We start from the raw sequence: 17170 nt of genomic DNA, 5'->3' as shown, positions 1-17170 counted from the left end.
AGGGAGCAAGTCATGGCTATCGAAATCGTTATCAACGAACAGGATCGCGGGCAAATCGTAGAGGGATTGTCGCGGCTGATCTCTGACACCTACGTGCTGTACCTCAAGACCCACAACTTCCACTGGAACGTCACCGGTCCGATGTTCCGCACGCTGCACCTGTTGTTCGAAGAGCAATACACGGAGCTGGCGACCGCGGTTGACGCCATCGCCGAACGCATCCGCGCGCTGGGTTTCCCGGCGCCGGGCACCTACTCGACCTATGCTCGCCTGTCGTCGATCAAAGAGGAGCCGGGCGTGCCAGCGGCCGACGACATGATCCGCCAGTTGGTCGAGGGCCAGGAAGCGGTGGTACGCACCGCACGAGGCATGTTCCCGCTGCTGGAAAAAGTCAGTGATGAGCCTACGGCGGACCTGCTGACCCAACGCATGCAGGTCCACGAAAAAGCCGCCTGGATGCTGCGTTCGCTGCTTGAAGGCAACTGATTCCAAGGCCCGCACACGCCCTCGATCCTTCACCGGATCGGGGGCGTTTCTGTTCAGGGCAGCAACGTTGTGCCAGCCATGGCCTGCCCGTGAGGCGATCAGCGCTTCTGCAGCCAGCCGAGGAAATTGTTCTTCTTGACCGCCACCGGTTTGCGCAGCAGGACGTGTTGAGTGTTCTGCTGGCGGACGGCCTGGAGTTTGTTCAATGCGGTGGTGATTTCCACGCGCTTCTCCATCGCCTGGCGCGTGGCGGCTTTGTCGATGCGGTAGATGACGCACGAGGTCAGGGCCACGAAGCGACCTTCTGACGGGGTGTCGCCGAGTATGCTCTGTTCGCCCATGACCTCACCGGGCCCCATGCGCCCGGCTTCGACCAGCGTCGTGCTGTCCTTCACGCTGGCTGAAACCACGCCGGTGGCGATCACGAACAGGCCATCGGTCACCTCGCCCAGTTCGATGATGGTCTGCCCGGCCGCGTATTCGCGAGACACCATGCTCTTGGCGAGCTGGTCTTTTTCCTCTGCGCTGCTGGTGCGGAAAATCTTCACCTCATCGAGCAGTGCCCTCTGGCGAGACACCGGTTCAGCGGCGGTCTCCGACTGCCAGGAAATCCCTGCTGCTTCCAGATGCCGGTACGCCAGATCGAACAGCAGGTTACGCACGTCGCTCTTGTTGTTGAGGTCGCTGATGAAACCGGTGACCGCGTATTCGATCGTGGTCGGGCTGGTGTCCTTGACCACGGCGCGCGGCTTCGGCGTCAGCAGCAGGGCGCTGCAGCCCTGCAAGGCACGCTCCAGCGCATCGAGGACCCGGCGCGGCCGGATATGCGGCGACATCATGATCGTGATCGACACACCATGAATATGGACCGGTCGGCTCAAATTGACGATTTTCGCCTTCGCCGCCACCGAGTTGGGAATCACCACCATGGTGCCCACGCCGGTGAGCAAATGCGTGGCGCGCCAGTCGATGTCCATCACTTTGCCTTCCATGCCGTCGATGGAGATCGAGTCATCGACCTGATATGGCTTGGTGGTGTTGAGGATGATGCCGGAGAACACGTCACTGAGCGTGCTCTGCAACGCCAGACCGACAATGATTGCCATGGCACCGGACGTGGCGAGCAGGCCCTTGACCGGGAGTTGCAGCACGTAACCGGCCGCCGCGACGATGGCGATGAGGAAGATCACCGCGCCGATCACTTCCTGCAGCAGCCGTCCGCTGTGGCCGACGCGGCTGGTCAGCAGCACGCCAAGGACGACGGTCAGCGTCCGTGCGGCATACATCCACCAGACAATCGCGAGCGCCGTGGCGCCGAATTGCAAGGCGCTGTCCTGGGGCCAGGCGGGCGCCTCCAGCGGGCTGACCCCGGCATTGATGATCACCAGGCTGTAGGCGACAAATGCGCCGAGGCGCACCGCGATGCGCAACAGCCGGTTGCGGTTGGCCAGCAACTGCCAGGCGAGCACGTCGGCCAATAACAGAAGCAGACTCCAGGCCAGCGAATAATGAGGGGCAACGGTAGACATTGTGGTTATCCGCTTGAGAATGACAGGTCGCTTGGGCTCGCGCGGATGTTAGGCAGGGGCCGGGCGGATGTCTATAACCGCTGACGCGCGCTTTGCGGTGGCCGGCGTTCGCCACGGGCTGCGCCGGGCAACGCACCCTTCGCGCCGAAACAAGCACATTGCTTCAATCCCCGAATGTTTCGCCCCCGCATCATTGACGATCTCTCTTCTTTGATCCGAGGCATCTCATGCGCTCATCTCTGCTTCCTCTGGCCCGCTGTGTGGCACTGGGCATTGCCTTAAGCTCTGGCTTCGCCGCGGCGCAGGCTCCGGCACAACAGAAAACCCAGGTCCCCGGCTACTTTCGCCTGGCCGTCGGGGATTACGAAGTCACGGCCTTGTTCGATGGCTACAACGACCTGTCGCCCAAGTTGCTGCAAGGCATGAAGCCGGAGCAGATACGTGCAATTCTGGCCCGGCGCGCCATCGAGACGCCGGGCGTGCAGACCGCGTTCAATGCGTTTCTGGTCAACACCGGCAAAAACCTGATTCTGGTGGACACCGGCGCCGGCCAGTGCATAGGCGAAACCGCCGGGATGCTCTCGCAGAACATCAGGGCAGCGGGTTACCAGCCCGAGCAGGTCGACACCATCCTGCTGACGCACCTGCACCTGGATCACGTCTGCGGGTTGGTGGATGCACAGAAGCAGCCGGTATTCGCCAACGCGACCGTTTACGCGGCCAGGCCGGAGGCCGATTACTGGCTGGACCCGACGGCGCTGGCCCGCGTTCCGGAACAGGCCAAGCCTTACTTCAAGATCGCTCAGGACTCCACCGCGCCTTATGTCGCGGCGGGCCGGTTCAAAACCTTCACGCCCGGCGAGTCACCGTTCGCCGAGGTGAAGACCACGCTGGAAGCCGGGCACACGCCGGGCAGCACGACCTATCAGTTCACCTCCAAAGGGCAGACCATCCTGTTTATTGGCGATCTGGTGCATAACCTGGCCGTGCAGTTCGATCATCCGAAGGTGAGCATCGCCTTCGACGAGAACAGTAAAAATGCCATCGCCAGCCGCGATCAGGTCTTCAGCGACGCCGCCAGCAAGAAAATCTGGGTCGCCGCTGCGCACCTGCCGTTCCCGGGCACAGGGCACATTCTCTCGGTGGACAAGCACTTTCAGTGGGTGCCGGTGGAATACGGGCCGTATCAACGTGCTGCTCATGTGCCGCTGATCGACTAGCATGGTCACGACCGGGCCGCGCATGCACAGGGAGTGAGCGGCCCGGCTCATCACCTGGACTGAAAGGAGCCGGCCTTGAGCGATCCCCTGATGCTGCAATTGCGCAGCGAAAAATTCACCGCGGTGCGGGTTCGCCAGCCTGCCCCCGACCCGGAAAAGATCATCGACATTCCATGCCTGGACGCGTTTTCGATCATCGTCCAGCTTGAAGACTTCGCCGCCCATCGGCTCTGGCACGGCCGGCGCCTGAATTACGCCGGTGGCTATCGACAGGGCAGCGTGTCGCTGCCGTTCATGGGCAATGAACTGCGCTGCCAGCACCGTTCGGCTTACGACAACCTGCGGCTGATCCTGCCGCGTGCCACGCTGGATGAACTGCAGGCCGAGCGCGGAGCCCGAAAGGTCGGGACGTTCCGTTACGAGCAGGGCGGCAGTGAGGACCCGGTCATTCACCAGCTCGCCCAGGCGCTGCTGCCCGCGCTGGCGCGGCCTGACACGCGCAATCAGTTGTTCATCGATTACGTGCTGCTGGCGGTGTGCACTCACGCGCTCGAACATTACGGGCGGATCGCGCCGCCTTCCGGCAAGACCCACGCGGCACTGACACCTGCCCAGCTGTCCATTGCCAAGGAATTGATCGCCAGTCAGTTGGGCGCTGACTTGTCGGTCGAGCGCATCGCTCAAGAATGTTCGCTGACCCGCAGCCATTTTTCCCGGGCCTTCAAACAGGCGACGGGTGTTGCACCGCACACCTGGTTGTTGAAGATGCGCGTCGAGCGGGCGCGGGAGTTGTTAAAGCAGACCCCGGCGCTGTCCCTGTCGAGCATTGCCGAGCAGTGTGGCTTCGCCGATCAGCCCCATCTGACCCGGGTGTTCACGCGCATGACCGGGGAAACCCCGAGCGCATGGCGAAACCGGCACCGTCAGCCCCTCTTTCCGAGACTTTGAGCGCCGGTTTCGCAGGGTCGAGCCGATTGCGCCTTAGCGAGCCTTTGCGCCCTTCGACTCGACGAGCACGAACACCGCCAGCGCCACCAGCGGCAGGCCCGCGCCGAACGCGATCACGCCCTTCCAGCCGTCATGTTCGTACAGCGCGCTGGCCATTGCCGAGCCGATCGCGCCGCCGACGAAAATGCTGGTCATGTACAGCGCATTCAGCCGACCGCGACTGGCAGGGTCCAGGGCGTAGACCGCCCGTTGGCCCAGCACCATGTTCATCTGCACGGCAAAATCCAGCAACACACCAGTCACCGCCAGGCCAATGACGCTATAGCCAGGCGTGCTGAGGCCAATCAGGAACGAAGCAGGCGCGAGCATCATCGCCATCAATGACGCGCGGCGAGTAAAGCCTGCATCGGCGAGGCGACCGGCGATGGGGGCGGCAATGGCGCCGGTCGCACCGACCAAAGCAAACAACGCAATCTGGGTTTGCGACAGGCCATGATGGCGTGCCAGCTCCACCGGCGCGGTCGTCCAGAACAGGCTGAACGCGGCGAACAGCAGGCCCTGATACAGCGCGCGCTGGCGCAGCACCGCGTGACGGTTCAGCAAGGTCGCCAGGGATTTGAGCAGTTGCCCGTAAGTCGCGCGTGCATCGGGCACGCGCCGTGGAATGGTCAGGGAAAGCAGCACCACGATGATCAGCATCACCAGCGCCGCGTACAGGAACACCGCGCGCCAGCCGAAGTGGTCGGCGATCAGGCTGGACAGCGGACGTGCGAGCAGAATGCCCAGCAACAGGCCGCCCATGATATTGCCCACCACTTTGCCGCGAGACTGCTCGGGCGCCAGATGCGCGGCCAGCGGCACCAGCATCTGAACTGAAACCGAGCTGAAGCCGATGACCAGTGAAAGCAACAGGAAACCGTTGGCGTGCTGCATCGTCGCTGCCGCCAGCAGGCAGGCAGCCGCAACCACCGCCGTCGCGATCATCAGCTTGCGGTTTTCGATCAGGTCCGAGAGCGGCACGAGAAACAGCAGCCCCAACGCATAGCCGATCTGGGTAAGCGAGACGATCAGGCTGGCGCTTTGTGCGGACAGGCCAAGATCAGGGGCGATCAGCTCGACGATCGGCTGGGCGTAATAAATGTTCGCGACGATTGCGCCGCAACAGAAGGCGAACAGCAACACCATGGCCCGTGTCAGGCCCTGGGGCGGCGCTTGCAGTGTGGAAGTCATCGAATTGTTCATGTGCAGTGGCTCAAATGAGTGGCAAGGGGCGGAGCCCGTTCGGGTCATCCATTGCCGCCGACGTTAGAGCAGCGCATGCCAGCGTTGAATAGGTTCTGCACGCAAAAGCCCGTTGCTTTCACTGCAATGAAGTAGGCGACTTAATAAAAAACCGGCGACTTATAATCAGAACTAGCGCGATGGCGATGGCACTTTTACCCCTCGCATGTGCATGGCCCGGCAATGACTACCCCTACAGGTAATATCGACATTTGTTTTTAACTGATTAGATAAGCACCTATTAAAAATGGATAGCTGCGTTGACCTGCGCCCGAGTGTGAGCCCCTCGGGTGGTTGTCGGCGACCAAAGGGCCTGCGAATCCACTCTAAGGACTGCATGAAATGATAAGTCTCGGTCAGACGACGATCTCCCTGGAACTCAGGGACGTATTCAAGGACGGCGTTGCCATGCGCATCGGCACGCGCGCGTTCGACATCCTCGAAGTGCTCATCCGCCACCAGGGGCAGTTGGTGAGCAAGGAGCAGATTCTGCAGTGCGTCTGGCCGGACACCGTCGTCGAAGAAAACAACCTGCAGGTCCACATTTCCGGGCTCAGAAAGGCTCTGGGCAGCGACCGCGAGCTGATCCGTACCGTCCCGGGCCGAGGTTACGTGTTGCTGGGCGGCGAGGGCGGTGCGGACCTCGAGGTACGCCAGCCTGCGGAGTTGCCCAGCGCGGGTGGCGGCAACCGGCTGCCGACCAGGGTCACGTTGCTGGGGCGCGACGCATTACTCGAAGACATCGACACGACACTGCGCGGAGGCTGTGCGCTGGTCACGCTGATCGGACCTGGCGGCGTGGGCAAGACCGCCCTGGCGGCTGAGTTCGGCCAGCGTCTGATCGAGTCGGGCACCAGCCCGGTGTATTTCGTGCCGATGGCGCAGTTGCAAACGGCCGAGTCGCTGCTGGACGCCTTCGCCTGTGCGCTGGAAGTCGACACAGACACCAGCGATTGTGAGCTGTCGAGCCTCATTCGGCATCTGCAGACTCACCCCGGTCTGCTCATTCTGGACAACTGCGAGCACCTGGTCGAAAGCATCGCCAGCCTGCTGGAAACGCTGCTCCACTGCGTGCCGGCGCTCAGGGCGGTGGCCACCAGCCGCGAACCGCTGCGCATCGCCGGTGAGCGCAGCGTGCAAGTCCCGCCGCTCGATGCGCCTGAGGCGAATGCGCCGCGCGAGCGGGTGCTGGCGTTCCCGTCGGCGCAATTGTTCCTGCGCCAGTGGCGGGCGCTGGACAGCCACATCGCCGGGCACAGCGATGCCGATCTGGATGATTACAGCGTCGAACTGGTGGGCGAGGTCTGCCGACGCCTGGAAGGCATGCCGCTGGCGCTGGAAATGGCCGCCTCGCGCGCCTCTGCGCTCGGGCTGTATCAACTGGTCGCCAGCCTGCAGGACAGCGCCCACTTGCTCTCGGCCTCACTGCGAACCGCGCCGCCGCGTCAACAGACGCTTCAAGCCTCGCTGGCCTGGAGCTACCGACTGCTGGGCCGCGACGAGCGCACGGTGCTGCACCGGCTGGCCGAGCTGGAAGGGCGCTTCACCCTGGAGCGGGCCTGCGATGCATTGCAGCGCACGGCACTGCCACGGGCGCGGATTGTCGATTGCATCGTCCAACTGGCGCAGAAATCGCTGCTGATGGTCTCGGCGCAAGGGCCGTTCCGTTTTTACCGCATGCTCGCCACCACCCGCGCGTGCCTGATCACCCTCAACGCCCAGGACGCGGCCTCGGACGTCGGCAAACTGCGCGTGCAGGATTGCGACGTGCCCTCGGCGTTGAGCCGGCTGCAGGCGATCAGGGCTGTGCCGGTCGGCCCCGACGGGTATCATGCGCGGCATCAGAGAGCACTGGCCGTTGGCCGTTGAAGCGACGGATCTGTTTATGAGCGTGACCCCCAACGTATTCGTGGTGGACGATGATTCGGCCATCCGCACCTCCCTTCAGCGCCTGTTCCACTCGGCGGACATCGCCTGTGACGTGTTTGAAAGCGCCGAGGCGTTTCTGGCCAGGCCATTGACCGAAGGGCCCAGGTGCCTGCTGCTCGACGTCAATCTGGCCCAAGGCACCGGCTTTGACCTGCAGCAGGTGCTGCACGAGCGCGGTCAGCAGTTCCCGATTATCTTCATGACCGGTTACGGGACCATCGCCATGTCGGTGCGCGCCATCAAGGCGGGTGCCCGTGAGTTCCTGACCAAACCCTTCGAGCCCGAACAGCTGCTCGATCTGGTGCGCGAGGCACTGGCCTGCGACGCACGCAGCCTGGCTGAGCGTTCATTGACCTGGGATGTCCGCGAGCGCTTCGAGAGCCTGACGCCCAGAGAAAAACAAGTCATGGCATTGCTGATCACCGGCAAGATGAACAAGCAGATCGCTGCTGAACTGGGCACTAGCGAAGTCACCGCCAAAGTTCATAAAAAACATGTGATGACGAAAATGAGCGCACGCAATGTCATCGAACTTCTGAAGATGAATGAGCGACTTGGCAGCCTCAGCGAATAAATAACCGCACAATTATTCATATCGTTAAGTGTGTGGCTGGTATGTCAGACGACATTCCAATCCGCTGAACTATCAGCTGCACAAAGTTCAGCCTATTATTCTTCCCGCAACACCCATGTTCGCGTCGATCGTTTGCTCGAACCGGTTTTGCGTGCACTCCGCCAGTCTTAATGCAGCGCTCCCTGGCGGCGATGTCAGGGGTTGTTTTCAAGGGTTGTTATCAAGGGTTTTCATGAGCCGTGTGTTCAACGCGCCATCTGCAGTTGATCTGAACGCTGAAGCTTACGGGCCTCAGTGGCAGGAGCGGCTCGTCTGGCAATTGCTGCTGCTCGACGGGGAGCTGGCTCATTACCGGATCAGCCACGCAGACACCTCGCAACAGTGGCGCGCCGTGAGGCCTGTGAGCAATGCTTCGGGCAGCGCGGCGAGGCGACTGGAGCATGAGTTTTCCCTGGCCGGCCGACTGATGCCGCAGTGGGCATTGCAACCCTTGGCGTTGCTGCCGGCCAGTGAAGGGCCGTGGCTGGTGCTGGAGGATTTCGGCGCTCAGGCGCTGCACGAACCGGCCGAAGCGGCGCTGCCGGTGGATCGTTTTCTGCAACTGGCCATCGGCGCCGCCGATGCACTGGCAGGGGCCCACGCACACGGTCTGCTGCACCGCGACGTCAAGCCCTGCAATCTGCTGGAAGACGCCGACGGCGTGGTGCGTCTGGGTGGCTTCGGTCTGAGTGTCGATGTGCGTGCAGCGACCGTTCTGCCGGTGGCCGATTCGATCTGCGGCACGCTGGCCTACATGTCGCCCGAACAGTCTCGGCGCGTCGAGCGCCACGCCGATCAGCGCAGCGACCTGTACTCGCTGGGCATGACCTTTTACGAATGGCTCGCCGGTCGTCTGCCGTTCGAGGCCCGTGACGCGGTGGAGTGGGTCTATTGTCACGTGGCGCGGCAACCCCCTGCGCTGACCCACTTTCGGGGCGATATTCCGCCTGCGCTTTCGCAGCTGGTGCTCAAACTGATCGCCAAGAACCCGGATGATCGCTATCAATCCGCGCTGAGCGTGCGTGCCGATCTGGGTGAATGCCTGCGGCAATGGCGGCAGTTTCGCGACATCGCCGACTTCCGCCCCGGGCAATGCGAGGCCCGGCAGCCACCGTCGCTAAGCTACCCGAGCACGACGGCGCTGCCGCTGGAGGCCGGGCTGGCGTCACGCACGTCGGTCACCATTCTCGGCGGGCGTGACACGCTGGACCTGTCGTCGGTGATGAAGGCGGCACAGGCGATGCGCGACGAAAGCCAGCAGGATCGCCTGATCGAACTCCTCATGCGCAACACAATCATCCATGCCGGCGCCCAGCGCGCGCTGTTGCTGCTGGTCAAAAACGAAGCGCCGATGATTTGCGCGATCGGCCAGGGCGGCGACGAAGGGCTGCAGATCGAACTGGTCGAGCAGGTGCCGGGCAAGGCCGATCTGCCGTTGTCGATTCTCTACCGGGTGATGCGTACGCAGCAGCGGCTGGTGCTCGAGGACGTCAGTGCCGATCAGTATTTCGGCGCTGACCAGTACCTTGAGCAGCATCAGGTGCGCTCGGCGCTGTGCGTGCCGCTGATCAAGCAGGGCCAGGTGATCGGCGTGCTGTACCTGGAAAACAACCTTGCGCCGGGCGTGTTCACCAGTTGCCATACCGGGGTGCTTGAGCTGCTCGCGGGGCAGGCCGCGGTGTCGCTGGAAACCGCGCGTCTGCACCACCAGTTGCTCGAAGAAAACGCCCGCCGCCAGGACGTCGAAAACGCGCTGCGCAGTGCCAGGGCGAAGCTCGCTCAAGTGGCGCAGGCGACCGTGATGGGCGAGCTGGCGGCATCGATTGCCCATGAAATCAATCAGCCACTGGCGTCGATCGTGTCCAATGCCGCCGCCAGCCTGCGCTGGCTGAACCGCGAGACGCCGCAAGTCGAGGAAGCGCTGCACGGCCTGCGTGACATCGTCAACGACGGCCGACGCGCCGGCGAGATCGTCAAGGCCCTGCAGACGCTGGCCAGGCAAGGGCCGCATCACCGCCGGCGCTTGCTGATCAACGACGTGATCCGCCATGTCGTGGCACTGACGCTGGTCGAGGTGGAGCAGCAGAAGGTGCTGATGACCACGCACCTGACGCGCTCACCGTTGCGCGTCTACGCCTCCAGCGTGCAGTTGCAGCAGGTCATTCTGAACCTGATCCTCAATGCGCTGGATGCCATGAGCGCCGGGGATCAAGTGCTGCGTCGGCTGTCGATCACCAGTGAAGTGGTCGGCCACGAGTATCTGGTGGTGAGCGTGGAAGACACCGGCCCCGGTATCGATTCGCGGCACATGGACAAGCTGTTCAACGCGTTCTTCACCACCAAGGACAAAGGCATGGGCATGGGCCTGGCGATCTGTCACTCGATCATTCAGGCCCATGGCGGCAACCTCTACGCCATGCCCGCACGCTATGGCGGCGCGACGTTCGTCTTTACGATGCCTGTGGCCCGTTGATGCTGCCTGCACAGCGTCGCAGCCGGTTCCCCGTTCAGTAAGGCCAGGTGGACGCCAGCAGGCGTTCGCAGAACCCTCCGGCGATGAATCGGTGCTCGTGAAACGACAGCACATCGGCGTTGACCGTGCCGACAGTGCTTTGCGGTCGGTGTAATTGGCCCAGTGCCAGGGCGTGGAGCAGCTTGAACTTGAAGCCGGGTTCGCGCGGGAATGCGCTGAGTATTCCGGCCAGCGCACCTGTAGTGAACAGCTGGCAGTGAGTCCCGAGCAGGTCGGTCTCGACGGCGCCGGCCAACAGTGCCGTCAGCGGTTGTTTGTACTGAGGGATTCCCGGCGTGGTGTGCAGGGCGATGGCATCCCAGACCTGGGCGATGTCGTCCCGGGAGCGCCCGAATCCGCGCAGGAACTGTGCCGCGGCGTCGGCGCTGTCGACCTCGAAACGCCGCTGCGAATGATCGTAGAGCGGGGTGATGCCAATGCGCAGAAACAGTGCAGCGACGTAGAGCAGGTCGCTGTCATGACTCAGCTCGCGGCTCTGGCCCAGCAGGCGGGCGAACACAAAGGTGCGCAAGGCCGATTCGAACAGCAGATCAGACTGGGTATCGCGCATCAGCTCGGTCGCAACGCGGGCCATTGCGCTGTCAGGTATCGAGATTCCAGCAACGTATCGGGTGGTCACTTGCCGTCCCTCGCAGCGAACCAGGCCTTGTGGAGAATGAGACGATAGGCGCGCGCCGAGCACTTGTCCTTGTGCCGGTCTTAAACGTTCTTAAACGGGGCAGAAAAATTCGCGTCGGGCGGGCGGCGTTCAGTCCTCCTTCAGAACATTTAATACCCCGAGAAGGACTTTAAGAAGGCATCGGCACAGACTCCAGTTACCGCCATCTGTGAAGCTGGAGCGCCTTGATGAATGCACTCAACCCGTTATTGATACGCGAAGCCGTACTCGCTGGACTGATGCCTTCTGACGCACTGGAGCACGCCGAGCCCGTTGCATTGCTGTCTTCGGCTTTGCAAGTGATGGCGCAGCTGGCGAGCAGTCACGCTCATCGACCTGATCCGACGGTCATGCCCAACAGCGGTGCATCGGTGCTGCCGAGCGAATCCGATGCGCTGATCCACAGTGTGCTGGCATCGCTGCTCGAATCCCTGGGGATCAGCCAGCATCAGGTCAGGCAACTTGTTCGCATGACGGCGCTTGACGCTGAACCTGACGACATGGAACAGCCCGTCGCACGGGTCGCGTTGTCGCCCTGGCAGGAGCGACGCGCCAAGGAGCTGATGTCCAGCCAGATGGATAAAGGCCTGTCGATCGCACGCATCGCCAGCGAATGCTCGCTGTCGCGCAGTCATTTTTCCCGGGCGTTCAAGAAGAACACGGGGCTGTCGCCGCGGGACTGGTTTCTGCAGATGCGTCTGGAAAAGGCCAAGGGCCTGCTTGCGGACTCGTTGCTGAGTATTTCGCAGATCAGCCTGGACTGCGGCTTTGCGGATCAGTCGCATTTCACCCGCGTTTTCACGCGGTCGGTCGGCATCACCCCGTTCAGCTGGCGACGCTCGATGGGGCGCGGCCGCCCTCACGCGCAGACCGTGGCGCGCGAGCGTCTGTGTGCCAACTGAGCAGCAGGCAATTGCGATTAACCGCACAAACGTACAATGCGGGCACGGGCGTGCTGTGTATACCTGCGCCTGTCTGGCATAGTTCAGGCTTCCTCAACGCTGATCCCGGAACTGCTGAATGAATCGCAACGACCTGCGCCGCGTCGACATGAACCTGTTGGTGATCTTCGAAGCACTGATGTTCGAAAGGAATCTGACGCGGGTCGCCGAGAAGCTGTTCATGGGCCAGCCAGCGATCAGTGCGGCGCTGGCGCGGCTTCGCGATCTGTTCGACGACCCATTGCTGCTGCGCAATGGCCGGGCGATGGAGCCCACGGCCCGGGCGCTGGCGATTCTCAAGGAATTGCAGCCGGCCCTGGACACGATTTCCGGTGCGGTCAGCCGCGCCAAGGAGTTCGACCCGGCCACCAGTTGCGACGTGTTCCGCATCGGCTTGTCCGACGACGCCGAGTTCGGCCTGTTTCCGCCCTTGCTGACGCGGCTGCGCGAGGAAGCGCCCGGCATCATCGTCGTGGTGCGCCGTGCGAACTTCCTGTTGATGCCGTCGTTGCTGGCCTCAGGGGAAATCTCCGTGGGCATCAGCTACACCACCGAACTGCCGGCCAATGCCAAGCGCAAGAAACTGCGCGACATCGGCGTCAAGGTGCTGCGCGGTGACAAGCGTCCGGGCACGTTGACCCTGGACGATTACTGCGAGCGGCCGCACACGATGGTGTCGTTTTCCGGTGACCTGAGCGGCAACATCGACATCGACCTGGCGAAGGTCGGCCGAGCGAGGCGGGTGGTCGTCGCCGTGCCTCAGTTCAGTGGGCTACGGGCATTGCTCGCCGGCACCGAACTGATCGCCACCGTGCCCGATTACGCCGCCTGCGCGCTGGTCGAAGGCTGTGCATTACGGGCAGAAGACCCGCCGTTTCCGATCGAGCCCGCCGAACTTTCGATGGTCTGGGCCGGCGTGCACGACAACGACCCGGCCGAGCGCTGGCTGCGTTCGCGGATCACCGAATACATGTCGCAGGAAACCCGGCCGATGCCGTGACATGATTTGAAACGATTGGGCGTCGGTTTCTGGCGCCCGACCGACACAAACCGACCATTCAAAGCACGTCTGTTCAATACCCCGCCCACCTGTCGCTGCACTATGGATTCATTGCTCGCGAACGGCCGAACGCCTGACGCGATTTTCATGAATCGATGGGTGCTTGATGACTCACTCCGGCTTCAATGACCGTGCGCAAGACCTCGGCCTTCTGTTCCTGCGAAGCGCCGGCGCGTTGTTCCTGCTGTTCGTCCACGGCCTGCCCAAACTGCTCGATTTCAAGGCGCAACTGGCGCTGATCGAAGACCCGTTTCATCTGGGCGCCAGCCTGACCCTGAGCATGGCGATCTTCGCCGAAGTGCTGTGTCCGCTGCTGATTCTGACCGGCGTACTGGCGCGTCTCGCCTGCCTGCCTATTCTCTTCCTGCTGCTGGTGGCGCTGGTGGTCGTGCACGGTGACTGGAGCGTCGAGCAGGGCCAGTTCGGGTGGTTGTTGCTGATCATTTTCACCAGTGTACTGATCGCCGGACCCGGTCGTCTGGCGCTCAACGTTCGTTTTCCCGGAGCCTTACGCTATGCCTGAATCCGCCCTCGCCATTGACGTCGCCCCGACGTCCAGACTGTCTGCCGACGAAATCGTCACGCTGGTGATCAAGCACCGGGTCAAGGCCGGATGCGAGGCGCAGTACGAAGCCTGGTTGCGCCGCACCGTCGCCATCGCCGGCAGTTGGGCGGGGCATCTGGGTGTCGACGTGATTCGCGGCAACGCCGACGGCCTGAGCATGTTCACTTGCGTGCTGCGCTTCTCCTCCACCGAAGCCATGCAGAGCTGGATGGACTCCGAGCAACGCCGTGAATTGGTGGCCGAGGCTGCGCCGATGCTGGCCGACGGCGACCGCACCGAAGTCAATCCGCACAACGAGTTCTGGTTCGTGCCGGCCAGTGACACGCCGCCGCCCCCGCGCTGGAAACAGGCGTGCGTGACCTTTCTGGTGATCTGCCCGCTGACGCTGTTGATCCCGCTGTTGTGGGGCCCGGTGTTCAGCCGCTTTGCGCTGTTGGGCAACTACGTGATCAGCACCGCGCTGGTCACCGTGACCATCGTTCTGCTGGTGGTTTACCTGCTGATGCCGCAGGCCACGCGCCTCTTCGCCCCCTGGCTGAACGCCGGGCCAAAGGCTGCGCCCGGAGCGGATCATGAAGGATGACAGCGACGATCCCGTCAGCAACGAGCGCCGCAGCTTCGTCGCCAAAGGCTCCTTGTTGAGTGCGGCGGCTGCCATTTTCTCTTCAATACCGGTCACCGGCTTTGCCGTCGGTGCCTCTCAATCTTCAGCCGAAGGACACACGATGAACGTCGATCTGATTCTCTTTAACGGAAACTTTCATACGGTTGACCAGGAAAAGCCCAAGGCCAGCGCCGTGGCCATTTCCGCCGGCAAATTCGTTGCAGTCGGCAGCGATGCCGAGATCATGGCGATGCGCGCCAGCGCCACTCAAGTCATCGACATGCACAAGCGCACCGTCATTCCGGGCCTGAACGACTCGCACCTGCACCTGATCCGTGGCGGTCTGAACTACAACCTGGAACTTCGCTGGGAAGGCGTTCCTTCGCTGGCCGACGCGCTGCGCATGCTCAAGGCCCAGGCGGATCGCACGCCCACGCCGCAGTGGGTGCGCGTGGTCGGTGGCTGGAACGAATTCCAATTCGCTGAAAAACGCATGCCGACGCTGGAAGAGCTCAATCAGGCCGCGCCGGATACGCCGGTGTTCGTCCTGCACCTCTATGACCGCGCGCTGCTCAACCGCGCCGCGCTGCGCGTGGCCGGTTACACCCGTGATACGCCGAATCCGCCGGGCGGCGAAATCGTGCGCGACAGCAATGGCGACCCGACCGGCATGCTGGTGGCGCGACCCAACGCGATGATTCTGTACTCCACGCTGGCCAAGGGGCCGAAGCTGCCGCTGGAATACCAGGTCAACTCGACGCGCCAGTTCATGCGCGAGCTGAACCGCCTGGGCCTGACCAGCGCCATCGATGCCGGCGGCGGTTTCCAGAACTACCCGGACGACTACGAGGTGATCACCCAGCTCGCCGACGCCAAGCAGCTCACCGTGCGCATCGCTTACAACCTGTTTACTCAGAAACCGAAAGAAGAACTCAGCGACTTCAAACACTGGACCAGCACCGTCAAGCTGCACCAGGGCGACGACTTCCTGCGGCACAACGGCGCGGGTGAAATGCTGACATTTTCCGCGGCCGACTTCGAAGACTTCCTCGAACCGCGCCCGGATCTGCCGCCCGGCATGGAACAGGACCTTGAGCCGGTGGTGCGCCATCTGGTCGAGCATCGCTGGCCATTCCGTCTGCACGCCACGTATGACGAGTCGATCTCGCGCATGCTCGACGTGTTCGAGAAGGTCAACCGCGACATTCCGTTCAACGGCATTCCATGGTTCTTCGACCATTGCGAAACCATCACGCCGAAGAACATCGAGCGGGTGAAGGCGCTGGGCGGCGGCATCGCCATCCAGGACCGCATGGCGTTCCAGGGTGAATATTTCGTCGAGCGTTACGGCGCCAAGGCCGGCGAGCACACGCCGCCCATCAAACGCATGCTTGCCGAAGGCGTGCCGGTCGGCGCGGGCACCGACGCCACTCGCGTGTCCAGCTACAACCCATGGACTTCGCTGTACTGGATGGTCAGCGGCCGCACCGTTGGCGGTCTGGAACTGTATCCGGAAGGCCTGTCCCGCGAGACGGCACTGGAATTGTTCACCCGCGGCAGCGCGTGGTTCTCATCCGAGCAAGGCAAGAAAGGCCAGATCAAGGTCGGCCAGTTGGCTGACGTGGTGGCCTTGTCGCAGGACTTCTTCAGCGTCCCGGAAGAGTCGATCAAATGGATCGAGTCGGTGCTGACGGTCGTTGACGGCAAGGTCGTGTACGGCGCCGCCGAATTCGACGACCTGTCGCCGCCCAGCGTACCGGTTCTGCCGGACTGGTCGCCGGTCGCCAAGGTGCCGGGCCACTGGCGCGCCGGTGCGCCGATGGCCGCTGCGGTTCACCAGTGCAGCGGACCTTGCGGCGTTCACGCGCACAGCCACGACAAGGCGCGCATGTCGAAAGTCCCGGTCAGCGATTTCCAGGGCTTCTGGGGCGCATTCGGTTGCTCGTGCTTCGCGTTCTGACGCGGTCGTAAAAGAGCATGAAACCTCGCCGGCAATAACCGGCGAGGGCACAGGTCAGCGCGGTTGGCTGGCACTCGCACACACCTGTCACACCCTCAATGGAGTCTTATCATGACCGTTCCTTACAAACGCCTGGATATCAATGATGCGGTTGTCCTGCTGGTCGATCACCAGACAGGCCTGATCTCGCTGGTGCAGGACTTCACGCCGAACGAATTCAAGAATAACGTCCTGGCACTGGCCGATTGCGCCAAGTTCTTCAAGCTGCCGACCATTCTGACCACCAGTTTCGAAACCGGCCCGAACGGCCCGCTGGTCCCGGAACTCAAGGAAATGTTCCCGGACGCGCCTTACATCGCGCGCCCTGGTCAGATCAACGCCTGGGACAACGAAGACTTCGTCAAGGCCATCAAAGCCACTGGCCGCAAGCAACTGATCATCGCCGGTGTGGTGACGGACGTCTGCGTGGCATTCCCGACGCTGTGCGCGCTGGAAGAAGGCTTCGACGTATTCGTGGTCACTGATGCGTCCGGCACCTTCAACGATGTGGTGCAGAAAGCGGCATGGGCGCGCATGTCCGCGGCCGGCGCGCAGCTGGTGAACTGGTTCGCCGTCGCCTGCGAGCTGCAGCGTGACTGGCGCAACGACATGGAAGGCCTGGCCAACCTGCTGTCCCAGCGCATTCCGAACTACCGCAACCTGATGAACAGCTACACAGCGTTCAACGCCAAGTAAGCGAGCGGGCGCTCAGCAGAGCGTCTGACAGGCTGAAAAAAAGCGCATTGCCCGCGAGGCGAAGGCAGGCACGATTGACCTCGTGGCTGCCTGGCCGTCGCGGGCAAT

General features: G+C 62.7%; 15 protein-coding genes. 12 read left to right on the top strand and 3 right to left on the bottom strand.

The features are described 5' to 3' along the window. Positions 1-12 precede the first annotated feature (12 nt). Entirely contained in the window at positions 13-486 is a 474-nt protein-coding gene (locus tag AAGQ88_RS14245; protein WP_342652683.1) for a Dps family protein, read from the top strand. Positions 487-584: 98 nt separating this feature from the next. On the opposite strand, the gene AAGQ88_RS14240 is transcribed toward AAGQ88_RS14245, so the two are convergent. Then, the gene (locus AAGQ88_RS14240) at positions 585-2015 is read right to left on the bottom strand and encodes a mechanosensitive ion channel family protein (RefSeq protein WP_342652682.1); all 1431 of its coding nucleotides are present in this window, start codon (positions 2013-2015) and stop codon (positions 585-587) included. Between the two features lie 227 nt (positions 2016-2242). On the opposite strand from AAGQ88_RS14240, the gene AAGQ88_RS14235 reads away from it, so the two are divergent. Further along, the gene (locus AAGQ88_RS14235) at positions 2243-3235 is read left to right on the top strand and encodes an MBL fold metallo-hydrolase (protein WP_342652681.1); all 993 of its coding nucleotides are present in this window, start codon (positions 2243-2245) and stop codon (positions 3233-3235) included. 75 nt (positions 3236-3310) lie between these two features. Next, the gene (locus tag AAGQ88_RS14230; protein WP_342652680.1) at positions 3311-4183 is read left to right on the top strand and encodes an AraC family transcriptional regulator; all 873 of its coding nucleotides are present in this window, start codon (positions 3311-3313) and stop codon (positions 4181-4183) included. Positions 4184-4216: 33 nt separating this feature from the next. On the opposite strand, the gene AAGQ88_RS14225 is transcribed toward AAGQ88_RS14230, so the two are convergent. Then, positions 4217-5413 (bottom strand): MFS transporter, encoded by a 1197-nt coding sequence (locus AAGQ88_RS14225; RefSeq protein WP_342652679.1) that lies wholly within the window; start codon positions 5411-5413, stop codon positions 4217-4219. A gap of 393 nt (positions 5414-5806) precedes the next feature. On the opposite strand from AAGQ88_RS14225, the gene AAGQ88_RS14220 reads away from it, so the two are divergent. From AAGQ88_RS14220 to AAGQ88_RS14210, 3 genes are all read left to right on the top strand, one after another. After that, positions 5807-7333, top strand: coding sequence for a winged helix-turn-helix domain-containing protein (locus tag AAGQ88_RS14220; protein ID WP_342652678.1), 1527 nt, complete (start codon positions 5807-5809; stop codon positions 7331-7333). Between the two features lie 16 nt (positions 7334-7349). Next, positions 7350-7967, top strand: coding sequence for a response regulator (locus tag AAGQ88_RS14215; RefSeq protein WP_285424377.1), 618 nt, complete (start codon positions 7350-7352; stop codon positions 7965-7967). A gap of 232 nt (positions 7968-8199) precedes the next feature. Continuing rightward, positions 8200-10479, top strand: coding sequence for an ATP-binding protein (locus tag AAGQ88_RS14210; RefSeq protein WP_342652677.1), 2280 nt, complete (start codon positions 8200-8202; stop codon positions 10477-10479). A 34-nt stretch (positions 10480-10513) separates the two neighbouring features. Here AAGQ88_RS14210 and AAGQ88_RS14205 read toward each other — a convergent pair whose 3' ends face one another. Then, positions 10514-11113 (bottom strand): phosphohydrolase, encoded by a 600-nt coding sequence (locus AAGQ88_RS14205; protein WP_285424379.1) that lies wholly within the window; start codon positions 11111-11113, stop codon positions 10514-10516. 272 nt (positions 11114-11385) lie between these two features. Here AAGQ88_RS14205 and AAGQ88_RS14200 point away from each other — a divergent pair, with 272 nt between their 5' ends. The 6 genes from AAGQ88_RS14200 (at position 11386) to ycaC (ending at position 17062) form a co-directional block, all read left to right on the top strand. Then, on the top strand, positions 11386-12099 hold the full coding sequence (locus tag AAGQ88_RS14200) for an AraC family transcriptional regulator (protein WP_342652676.1): 714 nt from the start codon (positions 11386-11388) through the stop codon (positions 12097-12099). Positions 12100-12217: 118 nt separating this feature from the next. Next, positions 12218-13138, top strand: a complete 921-nt coding sequence (locus tag AAGQ88_RS14195) for a LysR family transcriptional regulator (RefSeq protein ID WP_093458711.1) — start codon at positions 12218-12220, stop codon at positions 13136-13138. A 166-nt stretch (positions 13139-13304) separates the two neighbouring features. Beyond that, the gene (locus tag AAGQ88_RS14190; RefSeq protein WP_285424381.1) at positions 13305-13721 is read left to right on the top strand and encodes a DoxX family protein; all 417 of its coding nucleotides are present in this window, start codon (positions 13305-13307) and stop codon (positions 13719-13721) included. Continuing rightward, positions 13714-14346, top strand: a complete 633-nt coding sequence (locus AAGQ88_RS14185; protein WP_342652675.1) for an antibiotic biosynthesis monooxygenase — start codon at positions 13714-13716, stop codon at positions 14344-14346. The genes AAGQ88_RS14190 and AAGQ88_RS14185 overlap by 8 nt, the downstream gene beginning before the upstream one ends. A 142-nt stretch (positions 14347-14488) precedes the next feature. Beyond that, positions 14489-16327, top strand: a complete 1839-nt coding sequence (locus AAGQ88_RS14180) for an amidohydrolase (RefSeq protein WP_093459976.1) — start codon at positions 14489-14491, stop codon at positions 16325-16327. Positions 16328-16438: 111 nt separating this feature from the next. Next, the gene (gene ycaC, locus AAGQ88_RS14175; protein WP_093458708.1) at positions 16439-17062 is read left to right on the top strand and encodes an isochorismate family cysteine hydrolase YcaC; all 624 of its coding nucleotides are present in this window, start codon (positions 16439-16441) and stop codon (positions 17060-17062) included. Positions 17063-17170 lie beyond the last annotated feature (108 nt).

The organism is Pseudomonas sp. F3-2, assembly GCF_038804275.1.
Taxonomy (GTDB): Bacteria; Pseudomonadota; Gammaproteobacteria; order Pseudomonadales; family Pseudomonadaceae; genus Aquipseudomonas.
Note: the sequence above shows the minus strand (reverse complement) of the source record. Positions and strands in the feature narration are given on the sequence as shown.